Origin of the sequence: Kitasatospora sp. NPDC052868 (assembly GCF_044547105.1) — a bacterium.
GTDB lineage: Bacteria > Actinomycetota > Actinomycetes > Streptomycetales > Streptomycetaceae > Kitasatospora.
Genome location: NZ_JBITZW010000012.1, coordinates 181,127 through 195,721, shown reverse-complemented (window position 1 = coordinate 195,721; position 14,595 = coordinate 181,127). Strand labels below are relative to the sequence as shown.

Here is a 14,595-nt window from a genome sequence, read left to right as displayed (position 1 = left end):
GACGGCACCCGCTCTCCCCTGGGTCAGGGGCCCTCTAGCCCACCAGGAACTGCTGGCCGGTGCTCGCGTCGCACGGGGACTGCACCAAGCGCGCCTGCGCCGTCGTCGACCCGCCCATCACGGCCAGGCACTCGCCGCTGTGCCGGGCCACCAGGGTCACGTACCCGGAGCCCGTGCCGCGCACCGACCACTCCTGGTTGGTACCGCCGCCGCACGGGTACTGCACGATCGGCGCGTCGTCGGCGGTCGAGGCGCCCGCCACGTCCAGGCACTGGCCGCTGTGTCGTACCACCACGGTGACGTGGCCGGGGCTGCTCGGCCGCAGAGACCACTGCTGGTTGGCACCGCCGCCGCACGGGTACTGCCCCACCGGCGCGGCGGGGGCCCATGAGCCGCTCAGGACGTCCGCGCACATGCCGCTCCGGCGCACCCTCAACGAGGCCCAGGTGTCCGGGGCCGCGCCGCGCACGGCCCAGGACTGGTTGGTTCCGTTCGTCGGGGTCCACACGCCCACCGGAGCCCCGTCGTTCGTCGCCGCGCCCGACACGTCCAGCAGCAGTCCGGCGGCCTTGTTGACCAGCGTGGCGTGACCGTCACCGGCGGTGGACACCGCCCACTGCTGCTCGGTGGAGCCGTCCGGCGGGGCGAGGCCGAGGGCGCCGGAGGCGGTGGTGAGCGCCTTGCCGTTCCCGGCGTTGGTGACGCGGTAGACGGCAGTGCTGTCCCAGCCGCCGTCGACCGCGGTGAAGCTCCACTGCTGGGCGGCGTCGGCCGGGTTCGGGGTGCGCTGGACCGGCTTGGTCATCGTCGCGGCGTCGGCCGCCAGGGCCAGCCCGCTGTTGTCGTTGACCAGCTGCCGCACCGCACCGGCCGGGGTGGTGGCAGCCGCGGGGTCGACACCGGTCACCCCGGGGAGGACGAACGTGGTCACCGAACCGGGGCCGACGGTCGCGGTGAGGGTCTTGGCGGCCGTCGCGGTGAGGTCCGCCCCGCGCTCGACGTTCCTGGTCGCGTCGGTGGTGTACTGCTGCGCCGGGACTGACGGGTCGACGTTCCGGAATCCGGCGAGGTCGAGGGTGACGGTCCGGGCCGCGCCGGTGGAGTTGGTGTACACCGCCACCGCCCCGGCGCCGCCTGGCCGCAGCGCGGCGAGCGTGTCGGTGGAGTCGGTGCCGATGGCCCGGGCGCCGGGCTGGATGAACCGGCTGTAGTTGGCCATCGCCCAGTACTTCTTGTTCCTGCGGATCGGCTCGTTCGCAGGATCGGTGGAGTCCATGGCGACCTGGATCAGACCCCAGTTGGAGTTCTCGTGAGCCGGTGTCATGTTGGTGTAGTCCTCGATGGCCTGCCACATCACCCAGGCCCGCGGCTCCAGCTCCCGGACGTCATCGGTGATCCGGTGCGCGAACGCCAGGGCCGGCGTCATGTCGGTGAAACTCTGCGGCACGTAGCCGCCGGTGTCGACCTCCGACATCCACAGCGGCTTGTCGGAGCCCTTCGCGGCGTCCCGGGCGGCACCCCGGCCGGAGTCGTTGTAGGTGTGGGTGTTCAGCCGGGCCACGGCCGCCCGCGTGGTCGCCGGGTAGGCGGCCCAGTCCTGGCTCATCCCGCCCGGAGTGCCCTCGTCCATCGCGGCGATCGGCGTGCCCAGGCCCGCCTTCGCGAGCGCGGTGTGCAGGCTGTCCACGATGTGCGCCTGGGAGGCGGGCGACCAGCTTGAACCCTCCTGGCCGTTGCCGGCGCTCCAGCCCGTGGAGGTGGGCTCGTTCACCGGCTCGACGGACCCGAAGGTCACTCCGGTTCCGGCCTGCGCCAGCTTCAGTGAGCCCGCCAGGTAGGTGGCGAAGCGGTCGTACTGGTCGGAGCGGAGGTTGTCCTGCCAGGGGCTGGTCGCCGATCCGGAGACCAGCCCGCTGTCGGTCATGAAGTAGGGCGCGGAGTTGGAGAAGGCCTCGAAGGTGTCGGCGCCGCGCGCCTTCGCCGCCGTCAGCCACCAGCGCTGGTTGGCGTCGGCCTGCGGGTTCCAGTGGTCCGGGTCGTCCGGGTTCCACCAGTTCGCGGGCTCGGTCCAGCCGGCCGTGCCGCTCGCCGGCGGCCCGAACCGGGCCGGCCGGTTCCAGTAGCCCGGCACGGCGGCGCCGGGCCGCATGTACGGCTTCGTCTCGGGGCTGTCCCCGCCGCCGATGTTGTATCGGGCGACGGTGAAGCCTAGGCCGTCGGCGCCGTACAGGGCGTCGGCGAGCTGGTTGCGCTTGCTGTCGGGCCAGCCGCCGGTGACGTTGGCGAACCAGGCGAGCGAGGTCCCCCAGCCCTGGAACGGCTGCTGCTGGTAGCTGGGGTCCAGCCGGACGGTGACGTGCGCGGCCGCCTCGGCCGTGGTGGCTCCGGCCGGCGGGGCGGCCAGGCCGCCCAGGGTGAGGGTCGCCGCGGCGACGAGGGCCGCGCCGAGCCTGTGGCGGGAGCGCCGTCTGGCGGCCGGTCGGTGGTGCGGGGGCATCGGTCCTCCGTGAGGGGCGGGGGAAGGGGGCGGACAGCGGCACGGCACGCCCCCGTAGGCCGGAGGACGTGCCGTGTGCGTGGGGTGTCCGACGACGGGGCGCAGGCTGGCCGCCTGCCGTCTCCCGTCTGGGATGTTGACGCAAACAACTTGTGTGGGAGAGTGTCGGAGTCCTGTTCGATTGTGTCAAGGGCGCACCGCGGCGCGTGGCCTGGCGGCGGGTCATTCGGCGCCCGCCCGTGCGGGGTGGCAGTGGCGGGACGTCAATATCCAGGCACTCACGGCTGCCGTTTCAGCAGTTCATGGTGGGTGGACCCGCTACGTCGGCGGGGCGCGCGACCGATGGGCGAACGGCAATCCGCCCGGATTCGACGGCACGGGAAGCATCATGACAGGACGCAAGCAAACAGATTCGCACAACGCGAGTAAGGCTGGTGCCGGTCGAGTTGTTCTCGTAGGACTGCGGGGTCGGGGAGGAGGCCGTCGGCGGCGGCGACCTGGACGGGGGAGGCGCCTTCGCGGCTGAGGCGGACGGTCCCGATGCCGGGGTATGCGGAGCAACGAGCCGAGGGTGCCATCGTCCCGCACCGCAGTGGGGAACTGGGGCGAGCAGACCTGCCCCACGTCCGCCCGGGTGCGGCAGGCTTCCTGCCGGTGGTCGCTGCTTGCGCTGTTGCCGCCGCCGGACCGCACCGGTTGGGGATGAGCAGCAGGCTGAGCGGGGAGTGCGGCGTCGAGTTCCCCGGGACGAGCCCTGGCGAGGTCGAGGGGGGCGCTGCTGTAGGTCACCACCCTGTTCAACGTCACCATCCCCTCGATCCGGGGGACGCTCAGTCTCACCGTGCTGCTCCGCGTCATCTGGATCTTCAACTTCCCGGACCTGATCTTCGGCATGACCGGCGGCGGGCCTGCGGACCAGACCCACATCGTGACCACGTGGATGATCTCCATCGCCCAGCAGGGCAACTACGGCAAGGCCTCCGCGCTCGGCCTCATCGTGATGGCGACGCTCTTCGTCTTCTCGCTCTTCTACCTCGCGGCCACGCGCGGGCGAAAGGGATCCACCTCATGATCAACAAGCCCTCCGCCGCCGGTCGCGTCGCCCGCTTCGCCTTCCTGGGGACGTGGCTGGTGATCACGCTGTTCCCGCTCTACTGGATCGTCGTGACCTCTCTGAAGAGCCCCGGGGTGATCTTCAGCTTCCCGATCTCCTACTGGCCGGACCACATCTCCGTCGAGAACTACACCGGCCTGTTCGCCCACGCCCAGTTCGGCACGTACCTGATCAACAGCCTGATCTGCGCCGCCGCCGCCGGCGCGACGGCCACCGGTATCGCGATGCTCTCGGCCTACGTGCTGGCCCGCTTCGAGTTCCGCGGCAAGGGCGCGGTGATGATGGCAGCCCTGGTCACGCAGATGATCCCGTCCTTCATCGCCCTCGGCCCGCTCTACCTGCTGATGACCCGCCTCGGCCTGGTCGACAACCGCCTCGGGCTCACCCTGATCTACACGGCGATCTGCATCCCCTTCTGCACCGTGATGCTCCGCGGCTTCTTCGAGGCCGTCCCGGACTCCCTGGAGGAGGCGGCCATGATCGACGGCTGCTCGCGGTTCGGGGCGCTGTTCCGGGTCCTGCTCCCGGTGATGCGGCCGGGGATCGTCGCCGCGTTCATCTTCAACTTCGTGAACTGCTGGAACGAGCTGTTCCTGTCCGTCACCCTGATGAACAGCGATGCCGGGAAGACCGTCCCCACCGCGCTGAACGACTTCATCTCCAGCTTCAACATCGACTGGGGTTCGATGTCCGCCGCCGCCGTGCTGACGATCGCGCCGACCATGGTGCTGTTCGCGTTCGCGAGCCGGTACATCGTGCAGGGGCTCACCTCAGGAGCGGTCAAGGGTTGACGGGCCCCGGGGCGGCCCCGCTACGGCGGGGCCGCCCCCACGCTGCGGGTCCGTACTTCCGGGCGGTGGCGATCCGACCAGCCGCTCATAACCACTGTGCGCGCGCTCCGACCACGCTCCACAACCTGCGCACGTCGCCCCTGACGCCCGGCCCAGGGCATGAACACGGACCGACCGGCCAACCGGCCTGACCAACTCCACGTGCAGCAGCGCGAACTGAGGGAACAGTACGGCCAGAAGATCAGTGACAGACACCCGCCATGATCGCCAACCGCCGCCGCCCACGTGCGGGTTTCACGGAACTCGCGCCGGAACAGTCGGTGCTTGTTGGCACCGCGGCCGTTGACACTCAGCCTAGAAAGGAGGCTGCCAGTCGCCCCAAGCCGGTGCGTGGCCAGGCGGAGGCCAGTACTCCGCGTGACCCGGGTAAAACCACTGCCGGCCGATCCACTCGCACTCCGGTATCGGTCCTTCCCAGTCGTCGGGACACCGGTCCTCCCAGCCCCGGCCCACCATCACCGGCCGGGTCACCGCGTTACCCGCAACCTGCTGCACCCGCAGGACCAAGCCGATGCCGGCGGCCCCGGGGTTGCCCCGCGGACCATAGGACACACCGAGCACCTCACACTCGGAAGCGCGCAGAAGGAACCGCTCCAAATCTGCCGGCACGCAGGCCGTCAACTCCCTTCCTCAGAGCGTGACCTGGGGTCCGTAGGCCGCGTCGACCGCGACGCAGAACAACCGCCCGCTGATGAAGTAGCCGTACACGGCAGGCTTCGCGGACTCCGTGCCGAACGCAACGCCCAGGGTGTTCGGCCCCGACGGGCCAGCCTGGAACCGGCGCAGCTCACTCATGCCCGACAGCGCGGCGGTGACCTCGGTGACCGGCATGCCGAACCGCAACGGCCCGACGCCATCCAGGGGCATCAGCTCCCAGTCCGCCCGCATCCGCCTCATCACAGCATCCCGGTGCTCTGCCGCCGCCATCAGTCCGCCCATCTCCGCCCCACGCCGAGCCACCCCCGGTTCCGGCGCCGCTCACCCTGGGATTACACCAGGTTCAAGATCGTTCACGGAACTCGCGCCAGAGCCAACTCCTACCGTCCCTTGACAACCCATCCAGCGCCAGCTGACGGGGCCATTGATGAGGCTGGGGCTGGGCCTGGCTGTGCAAGACCGACGCGCCGTCCGGATCTTCAGCCGGACGGCGCGTCGCTACAGGACGAAAGGAGATTGTTGGAACATCAGGCCGTGTAGTAGCCGGTGATGTCGGCGATGAGGTCGACGGTGCCGGAGTTGTTGTAGAAGTCGATCTTGCCGTTGGTGACGGGGACGACGACGAGGTTGGGGATGGTCTGGCCCGGGGTGAAGTTGAGGTTGGAGGCGCTGGTGCGGGTTTGGCCGTTGGGGTAGACGGAGACGTAGCTGTCCGAGGTGGGGTTGGTGGCGGTGACGTTGAGGACGACGGCGGTGACGCCTGTGGCGGGGATGCCGGCGGTGCCTGCGATCTGGAGGGTGATGCTGCTGGCTTGTCCGACGGGTTTGGTGGTGCCGCCGGTGCCGTCACGGGTGTCGAGTAGACGCGTCGGTGTGGTGGGGCTGTAGGAGGCGCCGTTGCCGGTGGTGTAGTAGCCGGTGATGTCGGCGATGAGGTCGACGGTGCCGGAGTTGTTGTAGAAGTCGATCTTGCCGTTGGTGACGGGGACGACGACGAGGTTGGGGATGGTCTGGCCCGGGGTGAAGTTGAGGTTGGAGGCGCTGGTGCGGGTTTGGCCGTTGGGGTAGACGGAGACGTAGCTGTCCGAGGTGGGGTTGGTGGCGGTGACGTTGAGGACGACGGCGGTGACGCCTGTGGCGGGGATGCCGGCGGTGCCTGCGATCTGGAGGGTAATGCTGCTGGCTTGTCCGACGGGTTTGGTGGTGCCGCCGGTGCCGTCACGGGTGTCGAGTAGACGCGTCGGTGTGGTGGGGCTGTAGGAGGCGCCGTTGCCGGTGGTGTAGTAGCCGGTGATGTCGGCGATGAGGTCGACGGTGCCGGAGTTGTTGTAGAAGTCGATCTTGCCGTTGGTGACGGGGACGACGACGAGGTTGGGGATGGTCTGGCCCGGGGTGAAGTTGAGGTTGGAGGCGCTGGTGCGGGCTTGGCCGTTGGGGTAGACGGAGACGTAGCTGTCCGAGGTGGGGTTGGTGGCGGTGACGTTGAGGACGACGGCGGTGACGCCTGTGGCGGGGACGCCGGCGGTGCCTGCGATCTGGAGGGTGATGCTGCTGGCTTGTCCGACGGGTTTGGTGGTGCCGCCGGTGCCGTCACGGGTGTCGAGTAGACGCGTCGGTGTGACAGCTGCGAACTTGCCCAGCGGTGCGAGGGTCGGGGTCCCCGGCAGTGGTCCGGAGCGGCCGTTCCCCAGAGGCGGCCCCGTGTAGCTTCGCTGGTTCCCGACACGGTCCACGATCGTCACGCCTGCCATGTACCAGGCGTCCGACCGCGCCGCCGACGGGAAGGTGACGGTGGCCGAACCGTTGGCAATGGCCCCCGTGGCCTGCTGGCCCCCGCTGCTCTGGAACAAGGCCTGCCCGCCGGACACCCCCGACTGGGTGTCGACCGCACCGACACGGAAAGCAGCGGAGTCGACACCACGAGAGGAGAGTGAGACGGCCCCAAGGGTCGGCGGCGTCTTGTCGACCTCCGTGCCGAGCGTGAACGTGGCCGGAACCTTCGTCCCGTCAGGCGCAGTCGCCGTGAGGGACTGCAGCGCCGTGGTGGTGAGGTTCAGCGAGCCACCGTGGCCATCCGACGCGTTGAGGGCAACCGGTGTCCAAACGGCAGAGAGCGGCCCCGCGAACCGGGGAAGTGTTGCCGTGGTGGCGCAGACGCCGTAACGGCCATTGCTGCCTGCGATGTAGCTGTCAGTGGCATCAAAGGTGAAGAACCAACCGCTGGAAGAAATCGTTTCCGTTGGAGAGGAACCTTCGAGTTGAAAGTCAAAACGCCCGGAAGTAAAATTGGCATTCGTCCCGAACATGGCCCATAGAAAGCACGTTAGCGGCTCTGACGTCGATGGGTCGATAGTTTTCAGAACGCCAAATTCGGAAATCCCCAAGGATTCACCGAGCGGTACTGTGGTGTCGTATCCTTCAGTGCTCTGCGCAAAATTGAATCCATCGAACTTTCGGACCGGTGCCCGCGCCGGGGTTTTCAGCTCATCGGTCCTCGCCGCTGCCGCATTTGTCGCGTGCGTGGCGGAGCTGGCGTTGGCGGGCATGCCGGCCAGCTGGCCAGCAATGATGACTAACATGAAAGCTGCCAGGCGTGATCCGAGGCGGATTTCTAGCGGCATGCTACGCGTTTCCTTTCGGGGTGCCCGGGCGAGCCGGGGGTCTGATTCTGTGAAATCTGTCAACCGGTTGGAATCGGCGAGCTGGGTAATTCCTCCAAGTGTATTAGTGTCAAATTTTCGGACCTTTAATTCTGCGAATCGGAAGTGGCGGGCAAGGGTCAGCCGTGCGGGTTCGGTCCACCAGGTCCTCCGGCGGACCTCCCATATCTTGAGCGGCGGCAACATACGATTTCGCCTCGGTGATACTGAAAGAGGGTGAAATTTTTCGTATCAGACGAATTGCTGCGAGTTGGCCGTCCGATTGAAGGCTGGCTCGAATGGCGTCCAGCACAGGGTCTGGGGGCTGCTCCCCTTTGAATTGCTGACGATACATCGTCTGCCAGTCTGCAGTCCGGAAGGTTTCCCCTGGGATCTCGTAGATGCTTCCATCTTCGCCGTCCACGAGATATGGTCCGCCGCCGATGAGCATGCCACCAGGGGATGGGTTGCTTTTATATTCCGCGGACTGCCAGGCCACCACCCATCCGACGGGAGTCTCGTTAACGCCAATGATAACGAGTTTTGGCGAAAATCCTTTCCCCTGCCGCTCGGCCAGCAGATCTTCAATAAACTTGACGGCTCGCTCCTCGCCTACATTCACTGCCGGCTCCGATTTTTCGCAACGGATGATGAGTGCGCCAGGTGTCCTCTTTGGGCAGTGCCGATTCTACTATGCAAGGCAACAGTGAGGCTAGATTGTGTGCGCGCGAAGCCCCTGTTGAAGTTCCAGGGCAAAGCTTCCGGCCTGCCGCCCAGATGGAAATATCGGCAACAGGCCAGAAGCTGTCGGAACTAGTTGGTCCTCATGATGTAGTAGTAGCGCCAACCCTCAGGGACTGCCCGGCCCGTCTGTGCATCAAGAAACACGACTGCGCCGTTATCGTTGATCACGTTGAAGAAATGGCCCATAGCACCCCTTGCTTGTTCCGCTGCCGAGGGCTGGCCCATGACAATCGCACGAGAGCCGTTTCCCCAACTTTGCATGTCGCTCACGATTCCGGACAGACCACCCTTCTGGACGAATGGTTGACTGGAGTCGGCGAGGGCCTGAAGCTGGCCAGGAAGAAGTGGATCGTCTGCAGCGGGTGCCGGGGACGGGTTCTTCCCTGCCAGTAGCCGGTCAGTGGCCAAAGAAACAGGTCCGCAGTTGTAGATTCCGCAGCCCGGGTTAATTCGTTCCTTGAGGCCCGGCGTTGAGGGAACCAGGTACGTATCTTTATTTAATGTAGTTCGTATGTCGGCGGCCCACCAGCGGCGAAGGGCTGCCCCACCGCCGGCAACGTCGGCCTTCTCTCCGAATGTCTTTGTGCCCCAGCTGTGCAGTCCGCCTAGACCGGCTATAGCGACCTGCTGAGCCAGTTCGTCTGCATGTTTCTCGACTTTGTCGGCGACGTTGGTGCAGCCGAACTCGCGGAGTTTGGCTGCGGCGACGTACATGGCGTAGGCGGGGCGTATGGGGACGTACTTATCGGCGAAAGCGCCGACGCCGCCGTTGCGGCCTGTGACGGCGTTGAAGGCGTCGCCGATGAATTCGAAGGGGGCCTTGAATCCCTTGACGAGGCCGCTGCGGATGGCCTCGAGGTTGCCCATCTTCTCGGGGTCCTCGTCCTCGGGGGACAGGCCGGTCGGGTCGGTGTAGACGGTGGGTGCGCCGGCCGCGTAGGTGTAGGCGGACGTGTACGGGGACGATGCGGGTGTGGCCAGTGGGTCGCGGCCGAGGAAGCGGCCGGCCGCCGGGTCGTAGTTGCGGGCTCGCAGGTACTGCTTGCCGGTGAGGGTGGGGTCGTTGTACTGGCCGGTGAAGCCGAACGGGCTTGTCGGGGCGTTGGCCACCACGGTCGTGGTGGTCTGCTTGCCGTAGGCGTCGTAGGAGGTGCGGTTCTGCTGGGTGCCGGTGGCGTCGGTCAGGTCGGTGACGGACCCGAGCCAGTCGTGGTGGATGTAGTAGGTGGCGCCGGCGGTGTGCTGGGACTGCGGCAGTCCGAGCGGGTTGTAGGCGTAGTCGCCGAGTACTGCGCCGGTGCCGTCGGTCTCGGAGGCCAGTTGGGGGAGGCGGTTGTTGATGTCCCAGAGCGCCGTGCGTACCGGGGCTCCGGCCGAGCTGGTGGTGACGCGGTTGCCCTGGGCGTCGTTGGTGAAGCCGTAGGTGATGCTGCCCTGGGTGGCGCTGATCGGGTGGTTGGTGAAGTCGTAGGTGATGGAGTTGGTGCTGAAGCCGTTGCCGGTGTAGTTGCCGTCCGCGTCGTAGGAGGACCTCTGGCGGGCCAGGCCGGCGGTGGTCAGCGTGAGCTGGTCGGCAGGGTCGTAGGCGTAGGAGGTGGTCTGGCCGTTCTGGGTCGAGCTCTTGCGGTTTCCTACCGGGTCGTAGGCGTAGGAGGTGGTTGAGCTGTCTGCGGTCGCCGAGAGGAGACGGCCGCTCTGGTCGTAGGTGAAGGTCTGCCGGGTGGGCTGTGTGCCGAGCCGGTTCACGTCGACGCTGGTCGGCTGGCCGGCTGCGTCTCGGGTGAGTGCCCAGGAGGCGAGTGTGGTGGCCCCCTTGGTGCTTGCGATGCTGCTGAGCCGTCCGGCAGGGTCGTAGGCGCGGGCCTCGGTGTAGCCGTTGCCGCCGGGAAGGACTGTGCGGGACAGCCGTCCGGCAGGGTCGTAGGAGTAGGTCGTGTCGGCGCCGTCGACGCTCTGCCGGCTCTGGCGGCCGTCGCCGTCGAAGGCGTAGGTGAAGGAACGCCCGTCCGGGTAGCGGCGGTTGGTCAGGTGTCCGGCGGGGTCGTAGGCATAGGCGAATCCGGGGGTGCCGTCCGGGTTGGACACCGCGGTGAGCCGGCCGGCCTGGTCGTACCCGAAGGTGCGGGTTCCGGTGGCATCGGCGACGGCGGTCGGGCGGCCGGCCTTGTCGTAGGTCCGGGAGATCGCGGGGGTGCCGTCGGAGTAGGCGGTGGCGGTGGAGAGCCCTCGCGGGTCGTAGGTCGTGGTGGCGGTGGCGCCGCGGCCGTTGGTGACTTTCACCGGGTGGCCGTCGGGGTCGTAGCTGTAGCCGACCCGGCGGTTGAGGGGGTCGGTGGACCCGGTGATCCGGTGGAGTGCGTCGTAGGTGTAGGTGGTGATGTGGCCGTTGGCGTCGGTGCGGCTGGTGCGGTCGCCGACCGCGTTCCAGACGTTCGTGGTGTCGGCACCCGAGGGGTCGGTGACCTTGGTGGGGCGGCCGATGGCGTCGTAGGAGACGGTGGTGGTTCGGCCGAGCGGGTCGGTCACCTGGGTGGGCCGGTCGAGGGTGTCGTAGGCGGTGCTGGTCGTGTTGCCGAGCGGGTCCTTGACCGTGGTCGGGTTCCCGGCGGCGTCGTAGCCATAGGTGGTGGTGTATGTGGCGTGGTTGGTTCCGGCGACGTTGCCGCGCGGCTCCGTGACGCTGGTGGCCCGTTGGTCCTTGTCGTAGGTCCACGTGGTCTTGTTGCCCTCGGGGCTGGTGCGGGTGACCGCGTTCCCGTCGGCGTCGTAGCTGGTGGTGGAGGTCTTGCCGAGGGGGTCCGTCACGCTCGTCGGCCGACCGGCCGCGTCGTAGCCCGCGGTGGTCTTCGCGCCGGTCGGGTCCGTGACGGTCGTGGCCTGGCTGGCGCCGTCGTAGGCGGTCGAGGTGCTGTTGCCGAGCGGGTCCGTGGCGGTGACCGGCCGGTTGATCACGTCGTAGGCGGTTGCGGTGGTGGCCCCGGTCGGGTCGGTTGCGCTGATCCGGTTTCCGTTGGCGTCGTAGCCGTAGGTCCACGTGTAGGTGGAGGCCTTGGCGCCGGGGGCGTTGCCGCGCGGGCTCACCGTGCTGGCGAGCCGGTTGTTCTTGTCGTAGGTGTAGGTGGTCTTGTTGCCGGCGGCGTCCGTGGTGGCGGTCAGGTTCCCGGCAGGGTCGTAGGCGCTGGTCGTGGTGTTGCCCGCGGGGTTCTTGACCGTGGTGCGGTGGCCTGCGTTGTCGTACCCGTAGGTGATGGTGTCGCCCAGCGGGTTCTTGACGCTGGCCAGGTTGCCCGCGTTGTCGTACCCATAGGTGGTGGTGGTGTTGAGCGGTTCCGTGGCGGAGGTCAGCAGGCCGCCGCTGTCGTAGGTGTAGGTCGTTGTGTAGGAGGCGGCGTTGGCCCCCGGTATGTTCCCGCGGGGATCGGTCTTGCCGGTGAGCCGGGCGGCCGCGTCGTAGGTGAACGTGGTCTTCTCGCCCAGCGGGGTGGTGACCGAGGTGCGGTTGCCCGCGTTGTCGTACCCGTAGGCGGTGGTGGCCCCGCGCGGGGTGGTCAGGGTGGCCAGGGCGCCGTCAGGGGTGTAGGTGTAGCTGGTCTTCCCTCCGGCCGGGTCGGTGCTGTCGGTCAGCTGGTTCAGCGGGTTGTAGGTGTAGGTGGTGGTGCGGCCGAGGGCGTCCTTCTGCGAAGTGACGTTGTTGTTGCCGTCGTAGGTCCACACCTGGGCGGCGGACACCGGTGCCGGGGCAGTGCTGGTGAGCATGTTGCCGTTGGTGTCGAATGTGAACGTGGAGGTGTTGCCGTTCGGATCGGTGAACGCCGTGCGGTTGAACGCGCTGTCGTAGGTGTAGCGGGTGGTCTTTCCGTACGGGTCCGACTGCCAGCTGATGACGCCGCCGGAGTAGGCGTGCGTCCAGATGCCGCCGTCCGGGTGGGTCACATAGGTCGTGGAGCTGGCGCTGTCGTAGCTGAAGGTGGTCTTCCCGCCCAGCGCGTCGACCTGGCTTGCCGTCCGGCCTGAGGCGTCGTAGGTGTTGGCGGTCACGACGTGGCCGAGCGGGTCGGTGACGCTACTGAGCCGACCGCCGGCGTCGTAGCCGTACGCGGTGCTCTGGCCGCGCAGGTCGCGGACAGAGGTCAGAAGGTCGCCCGTGTACTGGTAGGTGACCGTGCGCTGGCCGGGCAGCGTCACGCTGGTCAGCCGTCCGCCGGTGTAGCCGAAGGTGACGGCCCGTCCGGCGCGGTCGGTGATGCCGGTGAGCTGGCTGCCCGTGTAGGACATCGAGAGGCCGACACCGGAGGCGTCGACCGTCGCGGTCAGCTTGCCGGCCGCGTCGAACATCAGCTGGTGCTGGTCCGGCGTGGTCAGGATGTACCCGAAGGGGAGCTTCTGCAGTCTGGAGTGCGCGTAGGGCCGGGTGGTCTTGAACGAGCCGTCGTTTTGGACCGCGTAGTCGATCTGTGAGCCGTCCTCGGCCCGGAACGTGGCCACCAGCTGGCCCACGTCCAGAGAGGCCGAGTACGGGAACGCCCAGCCCTTGCCGAGCACACCTGAGGACCTGGACGAGGAGGAGTAGCTGCGTGTCAGCCGGAAAGGAACCCCGGGGCCCGGGAGTTCGGCATCGGTGACTGCCTCGCCGAAGGCCCCCGTCGATGTGTTGACCGGGTCACCGCAGTACTTCACCAGGCTCAGCACGATCCCGGTGCTGGACGGCGAACCGGGGCAGGCCAGCGACACGTTGTCCGGCACGCCGACGACCGGCACGGGCGCTGCCGGAACCGACGTCAGCACATCCGAGCTTCCGTCCGCGTAACCGTACCTGACGGTAACGTAGTAGTTCACACCCCGCTCGATCGGGGAACTGAAAGAGCACCAGCCGGTGGACTCGTAGACCAGCCATTGATTGGCCCACAACTGCGCGTTGTCGGACGCCCGGTGAAACGTGACCACGACGTTCCCACGGCTGTTCGCCCTCAGAGCGGCCGGTGTATCCGGGTTGAATTCCCAGGTCGCACACCAGGAGAGGCCGGTGTTGCCGCTCTGGATGGTATCGACGAAATTCCGGACGTTGGCAATGTACGGGTGGCCGTCAGGCCAGTCCGCCGCCGTAACCTCCGCGGCGCGGTCGCCGGTCGCGGTCGCGGGCCGGGTCTTGGCCGGCGGCAGGGACTGCACCTCGGCTTCGGTGAGAGTGCTGAAGCCCTCGGTGTCCGGGCCTGCGATCCGCTGTACTGCGGGCGCAGTCGGTGGGCCGGTCGGCCCCTCTGTCCCGAAGTCCTGGACTTGGCGTTTCTTCTGGTCCATTGACCAGGGAGCCGGCTGGGCGGCCGCCTTGGGCGCCGCACCACCGCTCGGGTCATTCCCCGGCGCAGCCCATGCAGGCGGCGCCAAAGCAAGCGAAATCAAGGCCAATAAAAGGAATCCAAGTATGGACCTGCGAAGGCTTTGTTTCATCCTGGAGGAAGTCCTTCCGCATGCGGAATGTGGTGCCACGAACAATTTCCAGAAGGATCATCCTGGATGCGGGCCGCAGTGTGGTGCGGGAGACGGTGTTTGGCTGAATTTGATAGATGTATGACTTGCCGTGGGCCCGGAGAAGGCATGGTCCAGCTGATGCGGAATGGCGGGCGCCGTTTGGACATCCAAGCCCGAGGCGAGCCGTGAAGAGCGGACACGAAACTCGACAGGCGTCGCGCCGAGGTGGTACGCCGGCACGGCTGCAGACCAGGGTGCTAGGAGTTGTTCGGGGTTCGGATCATGTGGTTGCGGTCAGGGACTTCAGCCACGTGATCGATCCGCGAAGGTGCAGGTCGGCCTCGTAGCTTTCCAGGCTCTTGTCGTATCTGGTGGCCAGGCCGCGCCATGTCTTGATCTTCTGGAGGCACCGTTCGACGTGGTTGCGCTGTTTGTAGTGGTCGGGGTCGAAGGTGACTGGTCGGCCGTCGGTGGAGCCCTTTCGTTTTCGGTTGGCCGCCTGGTCCGCCTTCTCCGGGATCACTGCGGTGATCCCGCGTCTGCGCAGGTTGGCCCGCGTGCGTCGATTGCTGTAGGCCTAATAGGCATTGAGGGCTGGGAGTTGGATCAGCCCTGCAGGGGCCG

7 protein-coding genes and 1 pseudogene are annotated in these 14,595 nt (G+C 67.4%); 2 read left to right on the top strand and 6 right to left on the bottom strand.

The window, feature by feature from the left end; translation table 11 throughout:
* Positions 1–34: 34 nt before the first annotated feature.
* Positions 35–2,497, bottom strand: a complete 2,463-nt coding sequence (locus tag ACIGZJ_RS21925) for an RICIN domain-containing protein (RefSeq protein ID WP_396458777.1) — start codon at positions 2,495–2,497, stop codon at positions 35–37.
* A gap of 841 nt (positions 2,498–3,338) precedes the next feature.
* Between ACIGZJ_RS21925 and ACIGZJ_RS21920 the strand changes: the two genes are divergently transcribed.
* Both ACIGZJ_RS21920 and ACIGZJ_RS21915 read left to right on the top strand, forming a co-directional pair.
* Positions 3,339–3,569, top strand: coding sequence for a hypothetical protein (locus tag ACIGZJ_RS21920; protein WP_396458776.1), 231 nt, complete (start codon positions 3,339–3,341; stop codon positions 3,567–3,569).
* Entirely contained in the window at positions 3,566–4,402 is an 837-nt protein-coding gene (locus ACIGZJ_RS21915; RefSeq protein WP_396458775.1) for a carbohydrate ABC transporter permease, read from the top strand. The genes ACIGZJ_RS21920 and ACIGZJ_RS21915 overlap by 4 nt, the downstream gene beginning before the upstream one ends.
* A gap of 690 nt (positions 4,403–5,092) precedes the next feature.
* Here the strand turns inward: ACIGZJ_RS21915 and ACIGZJ_RS21910 are convergent.
* From ACIGZJ_RS21910 to ACIGZJ_RS21890, 5 genes and pseudogenes are all read right to left on the bottom strand, one after another.
* Positions 5,093–5,401, bottom strand: a complete 309-nt coding sequence (locus ACIGZJ_RS21910; RefSeq protein ID WP_396458774.1) for a hypothetical protein — start codon at positions 5,399–5,401, stop codon at positions 5,093–5,095.
* A gap of 245 nt (positions 5,402–5,646) precedes the next feature.
* Positions 5,647–6,861 (bottom strand): hypothetical protein, encoded by a 1,215-nt coding sequence (locus ACIGZJ_RS21905; RefSeq protein WP_396458773.1) that lies wholly within the window; start codon positions 6,859–6,861, stop codon positions 5,647–5,649.
* A gap of 988 nt (positions 6,862–7,849) precedes the next feature.
* Positions 7,850–8,380, bottom strand: a complete 531-nt coding sequence (locus ACIGZJ_RS21900; RefSeq protein ID WP_396458772.1) for a hypothetical protein — start codon at positions 8,378–8,380, stop codon at positions 7,850–7,852.
* A 191-nt stretch (positions 8,381–8,571) separates the two neighbouring features.
* A complete protein-coding gene (locus ACIGZJ_RS21895; RefSeq protein WP_396458771.1) occupies positions 8,572–13,287 on the bottom strand; it encodes a DUF6531 domain-containing protein in 4,716 nt (1,571 codons plus the stop codon).
* A gap of 964 nt (positions 13,288–14,251) precedes the next feature.
* Positions 14,252–14,548 (bottom strand): annotated as a pseudogene (locus tag ACIGZJ_RS21890) (transposase); the annotation flags it as partial.
* Positions 14,549–14,595 lie beyond the last annotated feature (47 nt).